Source organism: Qipengyuania sp. (genome assembly GCF_048550555.1).
In the GTDB taxonomy this organism is placed as follows: domain Bacteria; phylum Pseudomonadota; class Alphaproteobacteria; order Sphingomonadales; family Sphingomonadaceae; genus Qipengyuania.
In genome coordinates this window covers 9,877-28,139 of record NZ_JBLYYF010000052.1, presented here as the reverse complement: position 1 = coordinate 28,139, position 18,263 = coordinate 9,877, and the positions used below count along the sequence as shown (strand labels likewise).

Annotated in this window: 16 protein-coding genes and 1 tRNA gene; 13 read left to right on the top strand and 4 right to left on the bottom strand. The window is 66.7% G+C overall.

Annotated elements, in window-relative coordinates:
• Positions 1-75 precede the first annotated feature (75 nt).
• Together ACN4E0_RS13665 and ACN4E0_RS13660 are read right to left on the bottom strand one after the other, a co-directional pair.
• Complete coding sequence (locus ACN4E0_RS13665) at positions 76-246, bottom strand: Flp family type IVb pilin (RefSeq protein ID WP_221603664.1); 171 nt, start codon at positions 244-246, stop codon at positions 76-78.
• A gap of 123 nt (positions 247-369) precedes the next feature.
• Positions 370-714 (bottom strand): Flp family type IVb pilin, encoded by a 345-nt coding sequence (locus ACN4E0_RS13660; protein ID WP_419568708.1) that lies wholly within the window; start codon positions 712-714, stop codon positions 370-372.
• Here ACN4E0_RS13660 and ACN4E0_RS13655 point away from each other — a divergent pair.
• Together ACN4E0_RS13655 and ACN4E0_RS13650 are read left to right on the top strand one after the other, a co-directional pair.
• Positions 709-1,056, top strand: coding sequence for an NUDIX domain-containing protein (locus tag ACN4E0_RS13655; protein WP_419568706.1), 348 nt, complete (start codon positions 709-711; stop codon positions 1,054-1,056). The genes ACN4E0_RS13660 and ACN4E0_RS13655 overlap by 6 nt on opposite strands.
• Positions 1,057-1,106: 50 nt before the next feature.
• Positions 1,107-1,183, top strand: a tRNA-Arg gene (locus tag ACN4E0_RS13650).
• A gap of 80 nt (positions 1,184-1,263) precedes the next feature.
• Here ACN4E0_RS13650 and ACN4E0_RS13645 read toward each other — a convergent pair.
• Positions 1,264-1,659, bottom strand: a complete 396-nt coding sequence (locus ACN4E0_RS13645) for a metallopeptidase family protein (RefSeq protein ID WP_419568704.1) — start codon at positions 1,657-1,659, stop codon at positions 1,264-1,266.
• 93 nt (positions 1,660-1,752) lie between these two features.
• Here ACN4E0_RS13645 and ACN4E0_RS13640 point away from each other — a divergent pair, with 93 nt between their 5' ends.
• The 3 genes from ACN4E0_RS13640 to folE are packed head-to-tail and all read left to right on the top strand — an operon-like array spanning position 1,753 to position 4,413.
• A complete protein-coding gene (locus ACN4E0_RS13640; RefSeq protein ID WP_419568702.1) occupies positions 1,753-2,244 on the top strand; it encodes a hemerythrin domain-containing protein in 492 nt (163 codons plus the stop codon).
• A 19-nt stretch (positions 2,245-2,263) separates the two neighbouring features.
• Positions 2,264-3,805: a phospholipase D-like domain-containing protein gene (locus ACN4E0_RS13635; RefSeq protein ID WP_419568700.1), complete on the top strand. Its 1,542-nt coding sequence runs from the start codon at positions 2,264-2,266 to the stop codon at positions 3,803-3,805.
• On the top strand, positions 3,802-4,413 hold the full coding sequence (folE, locus tag ACN4E0_RS13630) for a GTP cyclohydrolase I FolE (RefSeq protein ID WP_419568698.1): 612 nt from the start codon (positions 3,802-3,804) through the stop codon (positions 4,411-4,413). The genes ACN4E0_RS13635 and folE overlap by 4 nt, the downstream gene beginning before the upstream one ends.
• Positions 4,414-4,539: 126 nt before the next feature.
• Here the strand turns inward: folE and ACN4E0_RS13625 are convergent, their stop codons facing one another.
• The gene (locus tag ACN4E0_RS13625; protein ID WP_419568696.1) at positions 4,540-5,019 is read right to left on the bottom strand and encodes a peroxiredoxin; all 480 of its coding nucleotides are present in this window, start codon (positions 5,017-5,019) and stop codon (positions 4,540-4,542) included.
• Positions 5,020-5,194: 175 nt separating this feature from the next.
• Here ACN4E0_RS13625 and ACN4E0_RS13620 point away from each other — a divergent pair, with 175 nt between their 5' ends.
• The 8 genes from ACN4E0_RS13620 to addA all read left to right on the top strand — a co-directional run bounded on the left by ACN4E0_RS13620 (position 5,195) and on the right by addA (position 18,249).
• On the top strand, positions 5,195-5,659 hold the full coding sequence (locus ACN4E0_RS13620; RefSeq protein ID WP_419568694.1) for an S-adenosyl-L-homocysteine hydrolase: 465 nt from the start codon (positions 5,195-5,197) through the stop codon (positions 5,657-5,659).
• A gap of 129 nt (positions 5,660-5,788) precedes the next feature.
• Positions 5,789-7,195, top strand: a complete 1,407-nt coding sequence (ahcY, locus tag ACN4E0_RS13615) for an adenosylhomocysteinase (RefSeq protein WP_419568692.1) — start codon at positions 5,789-5,791, stop codon at positions 7,193-7,195.
• 83 nt (positions 7,196-7,278) lie between these two features.
• Positions 7,279-9,624 carry a PAS-domain containing protein gene (locus tag ACN4E0_RS13610; RefSeq protein ID WP_419568690.1) on the top strand — a complete coding sequence of 782 codons (2,346 nt, stop codon included), beginning with the start codon at positions 7,279-7,281 and terminating at the stop codon, positions 9,622-9,624.
• Complete coding sequence (gene tsaE, locus ACN4E0_RS13605; protein WP_419568688.1) at positions 9,621-10,058, top strand: tRNA (adenosine(37)-N6)-threonylcarbamoyltransferase complex ATPase subunit type 1 TsaE; 438 nt, start codon at positions 9,621-9,623, stop codon at positions 10,056-10,058. Before ACN4E0_RS13610 ends, tsaE begins: the two co-directional genes overlap by 4 nt.
• Positions 10,055-11,044, top strand: coding sequence for an aminoglycoside phosphotransferase family protein (locus tag ACN4E0_RS13600; protein WP_419568687.1), 990 nt, complete (start codon positions 10,055-10,057; stop codon positions 11,042-11,044). Before tsaE ends, ACN4E0_RS13600 begins: the two co-directional genes overlap by 4 nt.
• Complete coding sequence (locus ACN4E0_RS13595) at positions 11,041-11,763, top strand: nucleotidyltransferase family protein (RefSeq protein WP_419568685.1); 723 nt, start codon at positions 11,041-11,043, stop codon at positions 11,761-11,763. Before ACN4E0_RS13600 ends, ACN4E0_RS13595 begins: the two co-directional genes overlap by 4 nt.
• The gene (gene addB / locus ACN4E0_RS13590) at positions 11,756-14,767 is read left to right on the top strand and encodes a double-strand break repair protein AddB (RefSeq protein WP_419568684.1); all 3,012 of its coding nucleotides are present in this window, start codon (positions 11,756-11,758) and stop codon (positions 14,765-14,767) included. Before ACN4E0_RS13595 ends, addB begins: the two co-directional genes overlap by 8 nt.
• A complete protein-coding gene (gene addA / locus ACN4E0_RS13585) occupies positions 14,764-18,249 on the top strand; it encodes a double-strand break repair helicase AddA (RefSeq protein ID WP_419568682.1) in 3,486 nt (1,161 codons plus the stop codon). The genes addB and addA overlap by 4 nt, the downstream gene beginning before the upstream one ends.
• Positions 18,250-18,263 lie beyond the last annotated feature (14 nt).

Here is an 18,263-nt window from a genome sequence, read left to right as displayed (position 1 = left end):
GAACTGCGCGGAGAGCGCATAGAAAAAGGGCGGCGGGATGGACCCGCCGCCCTCTTCTTTTCAGCTGGCGTGAACTTAGACGCTCGAGCTCATCGTGGTCGAGACCTTGTTGAAGGTCGTGCTCAGTTCCTTGCCGAGGCTCTGCATCGCGGTGATCGCGGCGACGGCGATCAGGGCGGCGATGAGGCCGTATTCGATAGCGGTTGCACCTTCTTCATTGCGGCGCAGCTTGCGGAAAAATTTCATGTGTCGTCTCCTGGTTCAGTCTTCGTACCCGGCCCGTTCCGAAATCATGGTTCGGGCGACTATGCTTTCTGCATCGAAGTGGTTGAGAAAATGCTAACCGCTCCGACAGTCCGGGATCAGTCCTCAAACACTCGTCACTGCGACGACGGCGGTCTCGATATTCGACCACATCGTCGTTGCCTGGGTGCCGAACGCCTGGATTCCCCCGATCATCGCGAGAAACACCAGGGCAAGGATAAGCCCATATTCGACAGCCGTGGCACCGCGGGTATCGCGTCCCAAATTGCGCAGGAGTTTGCCCATTCTCTTCATGCCCCAATCGTCGCTTGCCTTGGCTGACTTCAAGGACTTACGAGCAACTTGGTTAAGAAAACGTTGAAGGATGGCACGCAGTTGGAAAGTTTTCCGACATGGCTTTGCGTCGTGGCCCTGGCGCTCGCCGACGGCGAAGGGCGTTGGCTGATGCATCGCCGCCCGCCGGGCAAGCACCATGCGGGGCTGTGGGAATTCCCCGGCGGCAAGGTCGATGCGGGCGAAACCCCGCGGGAAGCGCTGATTCGCGAGATTTGCGAGGAGCTCGGCGTGACGCTTGCGGGGGAGGCGCTTTCGCCGGCCGGCTTTGCCGAGGAGACCTGGGCCGAGGGTCGCGCGCCGATTGTCATAATGCTTTACAGTTCGACATGGGACGGCAGCGCTGTCGCGGCTCTCGAGGGTGGCGAAATCGGCTGGTTCACGCCCGAGGAGGTTGCGGCGCTCGACAAACCACCGCTCGATGTCGCGCTGGCCGGGAGCTTGTTCGAAAAAAGGTGATTTAGGGATTGCCAAGCCCATGGCACCTTCCTATTGGGCGCCCTCCAAGCGCGCCCGTAGCTCAGCTGGATAGAGCACCAGACTACGAATCTGGGGGCCGGAGGTTCGAATCCTTCCGGGCGCGCCATAAAAGGCCATCCTTCGCAAGAGGGGTGGCCTTTTGTGGTTCCGGGCTCCGCTGCAACCGATTGGCGGCGCGCTATGGGCCTAGTCGGCCTCGTCTTCGAGCCCGTGCATGTCGTCGTCGCTGAAACCGAAATGATGGCCCGCCTCGTGCACCACCACATGGCGCACGAGATCGTCCATGCGTACGCCCGTCTCGCGCCACTCGGCGATCAGCGGTTCGCGGAACAGCCAGATGCGCGGCGGCATTCGACCGCTCTCCCAAATCGACCGGTCGGGCAGCGGCTCGCCATCGTAGAGGCCGGTGAGCTGCCAGCGATCGCTCATGCCGACAGATTCCAGCTGTTCGGGCGTGGCGAAATCCTCGACCCGCAGGACGATGTCGCCCAATTGCTCGCGGAAGGCTTCGGGCAACGCGGCGAGCGCTTCCTCGGCGAGCAATTGCATCTGCGCCTGGGTGGGGGCCTGTCGGTCGTGCATCGCCCGGCAGACATGGAGCGGGTCGCATCGGCGCACAAGCCCGGAACCGGGCTGCGAGTGGCAGGTTCATTCGGGAAAGGAGATATTTCCACCATGACCGACGCCAGTGCCATCTTCGACCGCCTCAAGCAGGATCACGACAAGCATCGCGAGCTGCTCGACAAATTGATGCAGACGAGCGGCGACAGCGACGAGCGCGAAAGCCTGTTCGAAACGCTTACCAAGGAACTCAAGGGGCATGCCGCGGCGGAAGAACAGGCGCTTTATTCGACCATGATGCGCAAGCCGCCGACCACGGGCGAAACGCGCCACTCGGTCGCCGAGCACCACGAAATCGAGGAGGCGCTCAACGATCTCGCCGCGACCGACATGTCGAGCGGGGGGTGGCTGACCAAGTTCAAGAGCTTCAACCACCAGTATCGCCATCACATCGACGAGGAGGAAGAAGAGCACTTCCCCGACTTCGCAAAATATCTCGACGAGAACGATATGCGCCACATGGAAAAGGTCTTCGAACGCCGCAAGCGGGACGAAAAGGCCGATGCCGAGGTGACGCCCGAAAAGAAGGAAGACGCCAAGGAATAGGCCAGGCCGGGGAGGGCGCGTGAACGCGAAACAGGATGGGGACCCGAGCCGGGTCTCGCGGCTGGAGCCTTCGGTCGAGCCCGGGGTATGGCGCTATGCCCGGGCCAGCAGGGCCAGCGTGGTCGTCGACGCGGCCGACTATTTCGCCCTGATGCAGGAAGCGATGCTCAATTCGCGCAATCGCATCCTGCTGATCGGGTGGGACTTCGATACGCGCATCCATCTCGATCGCGGGCGGCGCTGGTGGCAGCGCCCGTGGAAGCGCGGCTATCCCTCTCGGCTCGGCAGTTTCATCGCCTGGCTCGTGCGCCACCGGACGGATCTCGACGTGCGCATCCTCAAATGGTCCGTCGGAGCGCTGTCGACGATCGGGCGCGCCTCGATGTGGTGGGACGTCCTGCGCTGGATGCGCCACCGCCGGATCACCTTCAAATTCGATACCGCGCATCCGGTCGGATGCACGCACCACCAGAAGATCGCCGTGCTCGACAACCGCGTGGCGGTATGCGGCGGAATCGACATGACCGACCAGCGCTGGGACACGAGGGAGCACAAGGTCGATGATCCGCGCCGGAAGACACCGCGCGGGCACCCCTATGGCCCGTGGCACGACGCGGCGATGATCATGGAGGGCGAGATCGCTCCGGCACTCGCGGAATTGGGCGAAGACCGTTGGATATGCGCCGGCGGAGCTGCATTGCCCGACAGCGACGAGCGACCCGGCACGCCATGGCCCGACGCGCTCGAAGCCCAGTTCGAAGATGTCGAGGTCGGCATTGCGCGGACCCGCGCCGCCTATCGTGATTGGGACGAGGTCGACGAGATAAAGCAGCTCTATCTGCGCCAGATCGCCGAGGCCAAGCGGTTCATCTATGCCGAGAGCCAGTATTTCGCCTCCCGCGCCGTGGCGGAGGCGATCATCGCCCGATTGCAGGAGGACGATCCCCCTGAAATCGTGATCGTCCATCCCAGTCACGCGGACGGTTGGCTCGAGCAGCAGGCGATGGATCACGCGCGTGCGGAACTCATTCGGGTGATCGAGGCGGCCGACAAGAAGGGGCGCTTCTCGCTCTGGTCGCCCTTCGTTGAAGACACGCCGATTTACGTCCATGCCAAGATCATGATCGTCGACGACGAGATCGTGCGGATCGGTTCGGCCAATCTCAACAACCGTTCGATGGGGCTCGACAGCGAATGCGACGTCTTCATCGATGCGACCCGGCCGGGCAACGACCACGCACGGACCGGAATTGCGGCGCTGCGCCACTCGCTGCTGGCCGAGCATTGCGGCCTCGAAGAGGACGAGGTGGCGGATTTGCTCGCGCGCCACGGCTCGATGGCGGAACTGATCCGTCAATCGCAGGACGACGGGCCGCGCAACCTTCGTCGCTACCACCGTCCAGAACTCAACGAGGTCGAGGAAAAGCTGGCCGACAGCGCCCTGCTCGATCCCGAGGATCCGGACGACATGTTCGAGCCGTTTGCAAAGGGCGGCCTTTTCCGCAAGGGGAGCAGGCTCGCGCGCTTTCGCGAGAGGTTCAGGAGGAAAGGGAAAACGTGAGCAGCCTAGTCGGACCCGACGAGGACGAACCGCGCGGCAAGCCGCCGGTGCCCGAACATGTCCAGGAGGCGATCCGCACGCTCATCGAATGGGCGGGCGACGATCCCTCGCGCGAGGGGCTGCTCGATACCCCGGCACGCGTGGCCCGCGCGTGGAAGGAATATTGCGTCGGCTACGAGGAGGACCCGGCCCATCACCTGAGCCGCGTGTTCGAGGAAGTCGGCGGCTACAACGAGATCGTGCTGCTCAAGGATATCCCGTTCCAGTCACATTGCGAGCACCACATGGCGCCGATCATCGGCAAGGCGGCGATCGCCTACCTGCCCAACGATCGCGTGGTCGGCATTTCGAAGCTGGCGCGGGTGCTACACGGCTTTGCCCGCCGCCTGCAGGTGCAGGAACGCCTGACCGCCGAGGTGGCGGACTGCATCTGGGAGAATCTCCAGCCCCAGGGCGTGGCCGTGGTGATCGAGGCTTCGCACAGTTGCATGACCGCGCGCGGCGTGCGCACGCCCGGCGTGGGCATGGTCACCAGCCGCATGATGGGCACTTTCCTCGACGACCATCGCAGCCGCGAGGAGGTTCTCAAGCTGATGGGCTACGGCTGACGGCTCCCGATTCCCCTCGGCGCGACCCGAAGGGGGCAGAGTGTTCAGGCGGCGAGCCGGAATGAACATGCCCCGCCCGGCGCAGGGCCGGGGCGGGGCGTATCCGTATCGAAGATTTGGGCGTCGCTAGAGCTGGCCGAGCATGTGCTCCGCGCTCGAGACGGAGAAATCGCCCGGCGCTTCGACGTTGAGCTGGGTGACGACCCCATCCTCGACCACCATCGAATAACGCTGGGCGCGCTTGCCCAGGCCGAATCCCGAGCCATCCATGGTCAGTCCCACCGCTTCGGCGAAGTCGCCATTGCCGTCGGCCAGCATCGTGATGTCGTCGCTGCCCGCCGCGCTCTTCCACGCGCCCATGACGAAGGCATCGTTGACCGCAGTGGCGACGATTTCGTCGACGCCCTTGCCCTTCAGTTCGTCGGCCTTCTCGACATAGCCGGGCAGGTGGCGAGCCGAGCAGGTCGGGGTGAAGGCACCGGGTACCGAAAACAGGGCCACCTTCTTGCCCTTGAAATAGTCCGACGAACTGACCTTTTCGGGGCCGTTCTCGGTCGCCTTGACCAGTGTCACATCGGGCAGCTTGTCACCCACCGAAATCGTCATATTCGAAACTCCGTCTTTCCCGTCCGTGGGTGAGGTAGGCCTGCCCGACGGGCTTCGCAACCTCGACGACGTGGTTAAGTTCGCTTTACTGCGCCGCTTCAATTTCCCGTAAATCTCTGGAGCGATGCTGGCGTCCTGCGGGCCAAGGGATCGGCCCGCCAGGGAGATCAGGGACATGCATTTCGTCAAGACTATCGCCGCTGCGGCCAGTGCCGCGGCACTCCTTCTCGCGCCCGCTTCGGCCAGCGCCTCGGGTTCGAGCGACGCCGAGAATCTGCGCCGCCTCGACATCATGCTGATGGTGACATCGCTGCGCTGCCGCATGGGAGCGGACGATTTCCAGCCGCAGTACCGCGAGTTCTCGGCCAACCATCTGTCGACGCTGAACGGTGCCGCCAGGCAGCTCGAGGCGGGCCTGGTGAACCAGCACGGGGCAAGCGGCGCCAAGCGCGCGCTCGACCGTATCAGCGTCGGCATGGCCAATGAATATGGCCAGGGCCATCCCTGGCTCGGGTGCCGGGAACTCAAGCAGATCACCACCGATCTCGCCGCCTCGCGCGATCCGGCCAACCTGCGGATCGCGGCTGTCGAGCTGCTTGCTTCGGTATCGAGCCGCGTGGGGTGGTCCGCGGCCCGCTGAGGCACCTTGCGAAGCGACGTTATCGGGGGCGTTGCCCTCTTGTCGATCACGGGCTAGGGGCGGCACCAATATGGTGACCGCCCCTTTTCCCTGTGCGGTGCCCCCAACCCGCAAGCCGAGGATTCTTTCGTGACCGAATTTACCGATTACGTCGTCAAGGACATTGCGCTGGCCGAATATGGCCGCGCCGAGATCGCCATCGCCGAAACTGAAATGCCGGGCCTGATGGCGCTGCGCGAGGAATATGCCGCCAAGCCGCTCAAGGGCGCACGCATCACCGGTTCGCTGCACATGACGATCCAGACCGCTGTGCTGATCGAAACGCTCGTCGCGCTCGGCGCCGACGTGCGCTGGGCGACCTGCAATATCTACTCGACGCAGGACCACGCCGCCGCCGCGATCGCCGCGAAGGACATCCCGGTCTTCGCCATCAAGGGCGAGAGCCTGGCCGATTATTGGGACTACGTCGGCAAGATCTTCGACTGGTCGACCGACGAAGATGCCGACCAGACCGCCAACATCATCCTCGACGATGGTGGCGATGCCACCATGTTCGCCCTGTGGGGCGCGCGCATCGAAGCGGGCGAGGAACTCCCCGAGCCGCAGAATGCGGAAGAAATCGAGTTCCAGCGCGCACTGAAGGCCTTCGTCGCCGCCAAGCCCGGCTACCTGAGCAAGTCGGTCAAGAACATCGTGGGTGTTTCGGAAGAAACCACCACCGGCGTCCATCGCCTCTATCACCTTGCCAAGCAGGGCAAGCTCCCGTTCCCGGCGATCAACGTGAACGACAGCGTCACCAAGTCGAAGTTCGACAACCTCTACGGTTGCCGCGAATCGCTGGTCGACGCGATCCGCCGCGCGACCGACGTGATGCTCTCGGGCAAGGTGGCCTGCGTCGCCGGTTTCGGCGACGTCGGCAAGGGCAGCGCCCAGTCGCTCCGCAACGGCGGTGCGCGCGTGTTGGTCACCGAGATCGACCCGATCTGCGCGCTGCAGGCGGCGATGGACGGTTTCGAGGTCGTGACCATGGAAGAAGCGGTGAAGGTCGCCGACATCTTCGTCACTGCGACGGGCAATGAGCACGTCATCACCGCCGAGCACATGAAGGCGATGAAGGACAAGGCGATCGTCTGCAATATCGGCCACTTCGATAGCGAGATCCAGATTTCGGCGCTCGACAATTACGAGTGGAACGAGCTCAAGCCCGGGACCGATTTGGTGAAGTTCCCGGACGGCAAGGAAATCATCGTGCTCGGCAAGGGCCGACTGGTGAACCTGGCCTGCGCCACCGGGCACCCGAGCTTCGTGATGAGCTTCTCCTTCACCAACCAGACGCTGGCGCAGATCGAGCTGTGGACCAAGGGCGACGAATACGAGAACGACGTCTACGTCCTGCCCAAGCATCTCGACGAGAAGGTCGCGGCGCTGCATCTCGACAAGCTTGGCGTGAAGCTGACCCAGCTCAGCCAGAAGCAGGCCGACTATATCGGCGTGCCGGTCGAAGGCCCGTTCAAGCCCGAGCATTACCGCTACTGATTGCGCCAATCGGCGGAAATACAAGCGCATGAACGCGCGCGGGGGCATTGCACTCCCGCGCGCGTCCGCATAGCTGGCGGGTAATGGAAAGCTCACCCGCACTGATGGCCGTGCTCGGCCTCCTGCTGGCCTTGTGGACCGCGGGGGCGGTGTGGGTGATGCTGCGCGCCAGCACGCGCGAACAGAAATCGCTCTCCTCCCGCAAGGCCGCGCAGCGCCTGTCGCGACTGATCGAGGAAGGCCCGGCAATCCCTCTGCTGGTTCGCGCCGACGGACGGATCGAGGCCCCCGACCGGCTGGCGCGCTGGATCGGGCTCGACAAGGTCCCCGAATATCTCAGCGAATTGTCCGGACTGGACGGGCGCGGCCTGTCAGAGCAGCAGGTCGAGAATCTCACCCGCGCGGTGCGGCGAACCCAGAAGACCGCCAAGCCGTTCCGCATGGCGATCACGCTCTCGCCGGGTTCAGGCAAGTCGCTCGCGCTCCACGGAACGCTGGCCGATCCTGCGGTATCGCCAGGCGGCGCGGCATTGGTGTGGGTCTTCGACTTCAGCGAAAGCGAGGCGGAGCTGGCGCTGCTGCGCGAAGAAGCGGCCCGCGCGCGCGAGGATTTCGGCGCGCTGGTTGGCCTGATCGAGGCCGCGCCCATGCCGATGTGGTTCCGCGGCGGCGACATGCACCTGCGGCTGGTCAATCAGGCCTATGTCGCCGCGGTCGGTGCGGAAAGCGCCGATCAGGTGGTGGCCGATCAGGTCGAGCTGGTCGAGACCGTCAACGGCCGCACCGCCGCGCAGGTCGCGCAGCAGGCTTCCGACCGCCGCCAGCCCATCGAGCGCATCGTCAGCGCGACGATCGATCGCGCGCGGCGGACCATCCGCGTCACCGATCTCCCCCTGATGGGCGAGGGGATTGCCGGCTATGCGGTCGACATCGAGGAGATGGAGGAGCAGGCACGCGAATTCCGCGCCTTCCGCGAAGCCCAGCGCTCGATGCTCGACCAGCTCTCGATCGGCGTGGCGCAGTTCGACGCCGGGCATCGGATGACCTTCGCCAACCAGCCCTTCCACCGTGTGTTCTCGCTGCCTCCGGGCGTGGTCAACGACCGCACCACTTTCGAGCAGATGCTGCTCATCGCGCGCGAAAACGGCCGCATTCCCGAGGTGCGCGACTTTCCCGCCTGGCGGAGCGAGCTGGCCGAATGGTTCCTGCGCGACGAACCGCATGAAGAGCCTTGGCCGCTCTCGGACGGCACGCATATGCGCATCGTCGCGCAGCCGCTTCCCGATGGGGGGCTGGTGATGATCGCCGAGGACCGCACCGAGCAACTTGCGCTGTCGGCGACGCGCGACACGCTGCTGCGGACCCGCACGGCGACCTTCGACAATCTGTTCGAGGCGCTGGCGGTGTTTGCGCCCGACGGGCACCTCGAACTGTGGAACCGCGGTTTCCCGGGGGCCTGGGGCATCGATCCCGAGGTTCTCGACGGCCATCCGCAGGCCGAAGACCTGCTCGCCGCCATTGCCGCCAATCTCGCCGAGTCGGCAGCCATCTCGCGGGTCAACCAGGTCATTCGCGCGGCGACGCTCGATCGCAAGAAGAGCAATGGCCGGATCGAGCTTGCCGACGGGCGGACGCTCGATTTCACCGGGGTTCCGCTACCCGACGGCAACGGCATGCTGACCGTGCTCGATGTCACCGCCTCGCGACAGGCCGAAGAGGCGCTGCGCGAGCGCAACCGGGCGCTGGAGGAAGCCGACGCGGTAATGACCCGTTTCCTCGCCAATATGAGCTACGAATTCCGCACCCCGCTGACTTCGATCGGTGGCTTCGCCGAATTGCTGACCAGCGGCATCGCGGGCGAACTCACGCCGCAGGCGAAGGAATATGCGCAGGCGATCTCGCTCTCGGTGGGCAAGTTGACCGAGCAGGTGGAGAACGTGCTCGATCTTTCGCAATCCGAGGCCGGCCTCATGCCCCTGCGCAGGAGCAATCTGGAACTCATGCCCTTCGTCACCCAGATCGTCCGCCAGCAGGAGCGGCGGATCCTCGACAGTGGGCTGACGCTCGACCTCAAGGGCAATCCCGACAAATCGGTCACGGCCGATCCGCACCAGCTGCGCCGGGCGATTTCCCAACTGCTCGACAATGCCATCAACGGCACGCCGCGCGGGGGCCGGATCGTGGTAGAGATCGGGCGCAAGCGGGACGAAACCCGGATCGTGATCTCCGACAACGGCCGGGGAATGAGCCAGCACGAACTCGCCCGCGCGCTTGAGGGCATTCGCATGTCGCCCGATGGCAAGGGGATCGAGCGGCGTCAGGGGCTGGGCATCCCGCTCGCCCGGCAGTTGATCGAAGCGCATGGTGGCACGCTCGAAATCCATAGCCGCAAGGATGCCGGCACCAGCGCCACGATCATCCTGCCGTGAGAGTCGCGCTGCCCGATCTCGCGACAATGGAGGCTTTCGGCCACCGGATCGCCGAGCGGCTCGCGCCCGGCGATGTCGTCGCGCTGTCGGGTACGCTCGGGACGGGCAAGACCACGCTCGCCCGTGCGATCCTTGCTGCGTTGGGGCACCGGGGGGAAGTGCCTTCTCCGACCTATACCATCGTCGAGACCTACGACGGCCTGCGGCTGCCGGTGGTGCATGCCGATTTCTATCGCCTCGAAGACCCGGGCGAAGTCGAGGAACTGGGTCTGGACGACTACCGCGAAGGCGCGGCGCTGCTGGCGGAATGGCCCGATCAAGCGGGCGGGTTCGCGCATGAGGCGGCCTGCCTGTCGATCGATCTCGAAAAAGTGGGTGACGGGCGTGAAGCCGTTGTAACCCCCGGCGCATCTTGGCAAAGCCGCTGGCCATGAGCGACGCGCTAATCGACGATATTCATCACTTCCTGGGCGATACCGATTGGGAAGGCGCGGAAATCGCGCCGCTGATCGGCGACGCCAGCTTCCGCCGCTATTTCCGCATCAGGCTGGGCGGCAAAAGCGCCATGCTGATGCATGCGCCGCCCCCGCACGAGGACCCGGGACCCTTCCTTCATGTCGCGCACTGGCTCGAAGAGAACGGCCTGCGCGCGCCGCATATCCTGATCGAGGATGCCACTGTGGGCTGGGTGCTGACCGAGGATTTCGGCGACCAGCGCATGCGCGAGTGGATCGACGAGAACCCCGACGACGAGCGCGACATCTACGCCAAGGCGATCGATACGCTGGTACAGCTGCACAGCCTGCCGCCCGGTCCTTTCGAACCCTATGACATGGCGACCTACCTGCGCGAGGCGCTGCTGCTGACCGAATGGTATTGCCCGGCAATGGGGCTTGAGGTCGACGAGGATGGCTATCGCGCGGCGTGGATCGCGGCGCTCGAACCACTGCTGGCGCGCCAGACGCCCGGGGTCACCGTGCTGCGCGATTACCATGCCGAGAACATCATGCTGCTCGAACCCGGCAAGCTGGCCGGCGAACAGGGACTGATCGATTTTCAGGACGCGCTGGTCGGGCATCCGGCCTACGACCTCGTCAGCCTGCTGCAGGACGCGCGCCGCGACGTCTCGGCCGATCTCGAGCATGAGATGCTCGGTCGCTACCGTGCGGCGACCGATCCGGGCGAGCATTTCGAGGCCGACTACGCCCTGCTGGGCGCGCAGCGCAACGCCAAGATAGTGGGCATCTTCACCCGCCTGTGGAAGCGCGACGGCAAGGACCGCTACTTGGCGATGATCCCGCGCGTGTGGGAAGCGATGGAACGCGATCTGACGCATCTGGCGCTGCAGCCGGTGGCCGAATGGTTCGCCGCGAATATCCCGCAGCAGATCCGCGACAGCTTCGGTGGGGAAATCCGGTGACCCAGCTCGCATCCGATACCGCCATGGTGATGGCCGCGGGGCTGGGCAAGCGCATGCGTCCGCTCACGGCGGCGACACCCAAGCCTCTGGTCCGTGTTGCGGGCAAGCCGCTGATCGACCGTACACTCGATCGGCTGGAAGAGGCGGGCGTGGCGAAGGCGGTGGTGAACGTCCACTATCTCGCCGATGCGATCGAGGCGCATATCGGCCATCGCGCGCTGCCCAAGGTGAGCTTTTCGGACGAGCGCGACCACTTGCTCGAAACCGGCGGAGGCATGACCAAGGCGCAGGCCGCCGGGCAGCTTCCCGACCCCTTTTTCGCCTGCAATGCCGACAGCATCTGGCTCGACGGGCCGCGCAACGCCTTTGCCGACCTATCGGCGCAATGGGACCCGGAGCGGATGGACGCGCTGCTGCTGGTCGTGACCCATGCACGGGCGTTCAATTTCGACGGGACCGGCGATTTCTACATGGACGGGGCGGGGCGGCTCAGCCGCAAGAAACCGGGCCGGATCGCGCCCTTCATCTATACCGGCATCCAGCTCGTCTCGCATCGGCTGCTGCGCGAGGCGCCCGACGGTTCGTTCTCGACCAATGTCCTGTGGGATCGCGCGATCGAGGAAGGGCGCCTCTTCGGCGTGGCCTTCACCGGGCAGTGGTACGAAGTCGGTACGCCGGAGCATATCCGGCCGACCGAACAGGCCCTGACGGGTGGCTGAGCGGACAGCGCCCAGGCTCTATTCGATCGCCGCGCATCGCGGTTTCGCCGATGCGCTGGTGGCGGGTCTCGTCCCGCGCTACGCCGATCCCGAATTCGGCCTTGCCCGGCTGACGCTGCTGGTCCCGAGCAGCCGCGCGCGACGGACGATTTCCGAGGCCTTTATCCGTCACGCGGGCGAGACCGGTTCGCCGGGCCTGCTGATGCCGCGCATGGCGGTGGTCGGCGACCTCGACCTCGACGAGATGCTCGGACCCTTGCTCGACCCGCTGGGTGCGGCCGACATCCCGCCCGCCGTCGATCCGCAGCGTCGGCTGTTCGCACTGGCCGGGCTGATTGCCGAGACCATGGGCGAGGACGCCCCCGGCGGGGCGACCTTGCTGCGGCTCGCGCGCGAGACCGGGGCGACCATGGACCGGTTGCTGGTTGAGGGCGTGGGCCCCGAAGAACTCGTGGGCGAGCCCGTGCTCGATCTCTTCGGATCGCTGTCGGACCATTGGCAGAGAAGTCTCCATCTTTTCGCAACTGTGCAGTCCAAGTGGCTGGCGCGATTGCAGGAATGGGATGCGCTCGATGCAGCGGCGCGGCGCAATCGCCTGTTCGACTGTGCGGCACGCCGGTGGAAGGAGCACCCCCCCGCCACGCCCATCGTTGCTGCGGGGGTGACCAGCGCGGCGCCCTCTCTGGCGAGACTGCTGCGCGTCATCGCCGATCTCGACAACGGGGCGGTGATCCTGCCCGATTTCGACCTGACGATGCCGCCGGCGGTGTGGGAGGAACTCGGCCGTGCAGGGGCGGCGCCCGGTCCGGGCGACACGCCCTTCGCGCGCGAGGATGCGGTCACTCACCCGCAGTACCATCTCAAGCTGCTGCTCAACCGCATGGGCGTGGCGCGCGAGGAGGTGCAGCCCTGGCATCGCAAGGGGCTTGCTGCGGCGCCGCCCGAGCGTAGCCATGCGATCGGCTCGCTGTTCCTGCCACCCGAGGCGAGCAAGAGCTGGGTCGCGCTGCCGCCCGAGAAGCGCCGCCTGTCGGGCGTGCGGATCATGACGGCGGCCAATCCAGAAGAGGAAGCACAGGCGATCGCCCTACTGGTGCGCGAAGCGGTCGCACAGCCCGAGAGACGTGTCGCCGTGATTACTCCCGATCGCGGGCTGGCGCGGCGCGTGGTGCATCACCTCGACCGCTGGAACATCGCCACCGACGATTCGGCGGGGCGCCCGCTGTCGCAGACGGCGGCGGGACGGCTGGTCTTGCTGCTCGCCGAGGTCATGGCGGATGGCGCCGCCCCGGTACCGCTGATGGGGCTCCTGGGCCACCCGCTTGTCGATGGCGGGATGGAGCGCGGCGCCTGGCTGCGCCAGCTGCGCCGGGTCGAACGCGCGCTGCGCGGACCTCGCAGGTCCGGCGGACTTGCGCCGGTGGCGGCGATCGTGGCGAAACTGGCGGAGCGCCATCCGCGCGTGGCGGAGTGGTATGCGGTGGCGGAGGCGGCGCTCGCCCCGCTGCTCTCGCTGGCCGATGAGGGAAGCATCGCGCTGGCCGATCTGCTCGATGCGCTCGTCGCAAGCGGCGAGGCGCTGTGCGGCGAGACACTATGGGGCCGTGAGGACGGGCGTTCGCTCGCCACATTCGTCGAGGAGGTGCGCCTCCAAGCGCGCGAGGCCGGATTCACGCTCGCTCCTGGCGAAGCCCACATCGCACTGCGCGACGCGATGGAGCAGATCGCGGTGCGCCCGCCCTATGGCGGGCATGCGCGCGTCCAGGTGCTCGGCCTGCTCGAAAGCCGGATGAACCGTGCCGAGCTGGTGATCTGTGCTGGCCTCAACGAGGGCGTCTGGCCCACCCGTGGCGGGGTCGACGCCTTGCTCGCCCCGCCAGTACTGCGCGCGCTCGGGGTGCCCGGCGCCGATTTTCGCATCGGCCTCTCGGCCCACGACCTCGCCGGGGCGATGGGCGCGCCCGAAGTCGTGCTCTCGCACGCACAGCGCGACGAGGCAGGGCCGACCATACCCTCGCGCTTTCTGCTCCGCGTGCAGGCGCTGCTGGGCGAGCAGCTCGAGGCTCACGAAGAGACCGCGGCGCTGGAACTCGCCCGCGCGATGACGCGCGCGCCTGCTGCTCCGCGCTATGCGCGGCCCGCGCCCGATCCCGCGCCCGAGCAGCGCGACGTCGACATCTCCGCCACCGCGCTCGACCGGCTGCTGGGCGATCCCTACCAGTTCTACGCCGACCGGATCATGGGACTGAAGGATCTCGACGCGCTCGATGCCGAACCTTCGGCGCCGTGGCAGGGCACGGTCGCGCACACGATCCTGCAACGCTGGCACGAGGCGCGCGAGAAGGACGATGGTGCCAGGCTCGCGCCGACCATGGAGGCGGTGCTCGACGAGGAGAATGCCGACCCGCTGATGCGGGGGCTGTGGCAACCGCGGCTCGAGGCGGCTCTGCGATGGATCGAGGACACCGTCTCCGCCTACGAGGACCGCCGCGTGCTCGCGGTCGAAAAGAAGGGCGCGATGACCTTCGAGGGCGTGCATGTCCACGGGCGTGCCGACCGGATCGACCGGCTCGCCGACGGCAGCCTCGCCATCGTGGATTACAAGACCGGCACGCCGCCGAGCGCCGCGCGAGTCGAGGCGGGCTTCGCGCTCCAGCTCGGCATTCTTGGCCTGATCGCCGAACGCGGCGGGTTCGACGGGCTCGCCGGCGATCCGGGTGCCTATGAATACTGGTCGCTCGGCAAGGCCAAGTCCGAGAATCCGCACGGCTTCGGTTATGTCGAGGTGCCGCTCAAGGTCGGCAACAAGCGGTCGGGCGTGGCGCCCGAGGATTTCCTGCCGCTGACCGCGGAGAAGCTGGCGCTGGCGATCACCCACTTCATCAAGGGCGGAGATGCCTTCACCGCGCGCGAAAACCCGAATTACGAAGGCTACGACACCTACGACCAGCTGATGCGGCTCGACGAATGGATCGCGCATCAGGATGGCGGGGAAGGGGCATGAGCGGGGCGGTCTACGAACTGCAGGACAAGCAGCGGCTCGCGGTCGATCCGCTCGGCAGCGTGTGGCTCTCGGCAAGCGCGGGAACGGGCAAGACGCAGGTGCTCTCGGCGCGCGTGCTGCGGCTGCTGCTCGAACCCGGCGCCGATCCTTCGCAGGTTCTGTGCCTGACCTTCACCAAGGCGGGCGCGGCCGAGATGGCGGTGCGTGTCAATGCCGTGCTCGCGCGCTGGGTGCGGATGGAGGACGCGCAGCTGGGGCGCGAACTGGCTTTCCTCGGCGCGCCTGCCGATCCCGAGACGCGATCCCGCGCCCGCGCGCTCTTTGCCCGCGTGCTCGATTGCCCCGGCGGCGGGCTGCGCATCGATACGATCCACGCCTTCGCGCAATACCTCCTCGCCGCCTTCCCGGGCGAGGCGGGGATATTGCCCGGGACGCGCCCGATGGAGGATCGCGAGCGCGACCTTTTGAGCCGCGAAGTGCTCGCCGATCTGCTGACCGAGGGTGATCCTCGCGTTACCGGGGCGATCGCCGAGATGAGCAAGCGCAAGGGGCCCGACGCGGTACGCGGCTGGATGATGCGCTGCGCGAGGCACGGCGACCTGTGGCACGGCCCGGGAAGCTGGCAGCCGCCGATGCGGCCCCGCGTCCATCGCCTGCTGGGCATTCCCGCCGATGCCGACGCGGCCTGGGTGGCCGAGGCGTGCTCGGACGAGGTTTTCCCGGTCGCCTCCCTGCGCGCCTGCCTCGCAGCGACGCGCGGCTGGTCGGCCAAGACCGGGCAGCAGTGTGCCGACTTCCTCGAAAACTGGCTGGCATGCGATGTCGGAACACGGCTCGACCGGCTCGATGGCTTCCTCGACACGCTCCTGAAAAAGGACGGTACGCCGCGCAAGATGGTGGGCGCCGAGAAGGTCGATCCTTCGTTGCCAGGGAATCAAAATCGTGTGGCCGAGGCCGTCGGGGCGGTGCGCGAGCGCGCCGCGTTGCTCGATCTCGCCGCGTTTCTCGCGCCGCAACTCGAGGCGGGGCGCGCATTTGCGCTGGCCTGGGACAAGGCGAAGGAGCGCGAGGGGCTGGTCGATTTCGACGACCTCATCGCCCGCGCGGCCACGCTGCTGTCCGACAGCACGATGTCCGAGTGGATTCGCTACAAGCTCGATCGCAGCTTCGACCATATCCTCGTCGACGAGGCGCAGGATACCAATGCCGCGCAATGGGCGATCGTGAAGGCGCTCACGAGCGACTATTTCGACGGCGAGGGCGCACGCGGCGATGCGGTCCGCACGATTTTCGCGGTGGGCGACTACAAGCAGGCGATCTTCGGTTTCCAGGGCACGAGCCCGGAGAACTTTCGCGAGGCGCGCGACTATTTCGATGCGAAGATCAGCGGCGCTGCGGAAGCGGCGGGCTCGATCCGCGGCGGTCCGCGCATCCGCCCGCTCGAAAAATACGGGCTCGGACGCAGCTATCGCACCAACCAGGAGGTTCTCGGCTTCGTCGACCGCGCGATCGGGGCGATCGGATACGAGGGCTTCGGCCTCGATACGCCCGCCGACCCGCACAGCGGCAGCGGCGAGCCGGGACTGGTCGGCCTGTGGCAGGTGGTCCGCGTCGCGGAGGCGGAGGACGACGATGGAGAGGGCGAAGCCGAGGGCTGGCTCGCCCGCCACGACCGAAAACTTGCCGACCGCATCGCTCAGCAGGTTGCAGCCTGGCTCGATCCAGCGGGCGAAGGTTTCACGCTGTCGAAGGGCGGGGCGCGTCGCGCCACGGCGGGCGATGTCATGATCCTGGTTCAGAAGCGACGCGAGCTCGCATCGCTGATCGTTGCGCGGCTTTATCGGCACGGCGTGCCCGTCGCCGGGGTAGACCGCTTGCGGTTGGGCAATCCGCTGGCAGTGAAGGACCTGATGGCCGCGCTGCGCTTCGCCGCGCAGCCGCTCGACGACCTGACGCTTGCCAGCCTGCTGGTTTCGCCTTTGCTCGGCTGGCGCCAGGAAGATCTGCTCGAGCATGGCTACCGCCCTCGCGGCGTACGGTTGTGGGAGCATCTGCGTGAAAGCGACCATCCCTTCGTCGTCGCGACGGTCGCTTCGCTGCTCGAAATCCTGCGCCGCGCCGATTTCGACAGCCCGCAGCAATTGCTCCACTGGATCCTGCTCGGCCCGCTCGACGGACGCCGGCGGCTCGTCGCCCGGCTGGGCCGCGAGGCGAACGATCCGATCGACGAGCTGCTCAACGCTGCCAACGCCTATGCCAGCGCACATACAGCCAGCCTCCAGGGCTTCATCCGCTGGTTCGACGCGGGCGACGGCGAGCTGAAGCGCGAGGCGGGCGCGGGCGGCGACCAGGTCCGCGTCATGACCGTCCACGGTTCGAAGGGGCTCGAGGCGCCGATCGTGATCCTCGCCGATTCCGCAATCCGCCCCGACGGTTCCGGCGAGCTGGTCTTGCGCGAGGACCTGCCCGGCGCGGAGCGCCCCCGCGAAATTCCGCTGCCCGCGCTCGGCAAGGAGGAACGGGTCGGTCCGGTTGCGCGCGCCGACGAGGTCGAGGCGGCCAAGGCGATGCAGGAACACTGGCGGCTGCTCTATGTCGCGCTCACCCGTGCGCAGGAGGCACTGTTCATTATCGGCTCGCTCGGGCCTAGAGATGCGCGCAACGGCCCGCATGAAGACAGCTGGTATGCGCGCCTCAAGCTGCTGTTCGGCGAGGAGGAGGGGCTGGCCGATCCGATCTGGGGTGCGCGCTGGGAGCTGGGCGAGCGCGCCCCGCCGGTCCCGGCTGCCGCCAGAGGGGGCGCGGTTGAAGAGCTGCCGCTGCTGCCCGGCTGGGCGACGCGTCCGGTCGGCCCCGAGCCTCGGCCCCCACGTCCCTTGGCTCCCTCGGGGTTGGGCGAGGTCGAGGGCAGCGACCCGCCACTTCCGCCAGGCAGCGCGAGTGAGGCGGCGCGGCGCGGCACGTTGATCCATGCGCTGCTCGAGCGCCTGCCCCAGGTCGCTCCTCCCGAGCGGGCCGACAGGGCGGGTGGCTGGCTCGCAAGACATGCGCCCGATCTCGCCGCCGCCGATCGCGAGGCGATGCTCGCCAGTGCGATGGCGGTACTGGACGATCCCGATTTCGCCGAGGTGTTCGGGCCCGACGCACTCGCCGAAGTCCCGCTGGCCGCCACTGTCGAGGGGCAGGTGGTCATGGGAACCGCCGACCGTCTGCTGGTCACGCCCGAGGCGGTGCGGGTGGTCGATTTCAAGACCGCGCGCCGCCCACCCGCCACGCTCGATGCCATTCCCGATGCGACGATGAAGCAGATGGCGGCCTATGTCGCGGCGCTGGAGGTCATCTATCCGGGTCACCGGATCGAGGCGGCGGTGCTCTATACCCAGACGCCGCGGCTCTTCGTCTTGCCGCCCGCGCGCATGGCTGCCTACAAGAGCGCGTTTGCGGCGCCGCAGGAAAGTTTTGCCCTGCCGCCCGTTGCGTAATCGACCCGGCTGCC

What these genes read in the sequence shown, in the direction of transcription:
- ACN4E0_RS13665 (WP_221603664.1), bottom strand. Translation starts at nt 246, where the DNA reads ATGAAATTTTTCCGCAAGCTGCGCCGCAATGAAGAAGGTGCAACCGCT.
- ACN4E0_RS13655 (WP_419568706.1), top strand. Translation starts at nt 709, where the DNA reads ATGCATCGCCGCCCGCCGGGCAAGCACCATGCGGGGCTGTGGGAATTC.
- ACN4E0_RS13660 (WP_419568708.1), bottom strand. Translation starts at nt 714, where the DNA reads ATGCATCAGCCAACGCCCTTCGCCGTCGGCGAGCGCCAGGGCCACGAC.
- ACN4E0_RS13645 (WP_419568704.1), bottom strand. Translation starts at nt 1,659, where the DNA reads ATGCACGACCGACAGGCCCCCACCCAGGCGCAGATGCAATTGCTCGCC.
- ACN4E0_RS13640 (WP_419568702.1), top strand. Translation starts at nt 1,753, where the DNA reads ATGACCGACGCCAGTGCCATCTTCGACCGCCTCAAGCAGGATCACGAC.
- ACN4E0_RS13625 (WP_419568696.1), bottom strand. Translation starts at nt 5,019, where the DNA reads ATGACGATTTCGGTGGGTGACAAGCTGCCCGATGTGACACTGGTCAAG.
- ACN4E0_RS13620 (WP_419568694.1), top strand. Translation starts at nt 5,195, where the DNA reads ATGCATTTCGTCAAGACTATCGCCGCTGCGGCCAGTGCCGCGGCACTC.
- ACN4E0_RS13610 (WP_419568690.1), top strand. Translation starts at nt 7,279, where the DNA reads ATGGAAAGCTCACCCGCACTGATGGCCGTGCTCGGCCTCCTGCTGGCC.
- ACN4E0_RS13600 (WP_419568687.1), top strand. Translation starts at nt 10,055, where the DNA reads ATGAGCGACGCGCTAATCGACGATATTCATCACTTCCTGGGCGATACC.
- addA (WP_419568682.1), top strand. Translation starts at nt 14,764, where the DNA reads ATGAGCGGGGCGGTCTACGAACTGCAGGACAAGCAGCGGCTCGCGGTC.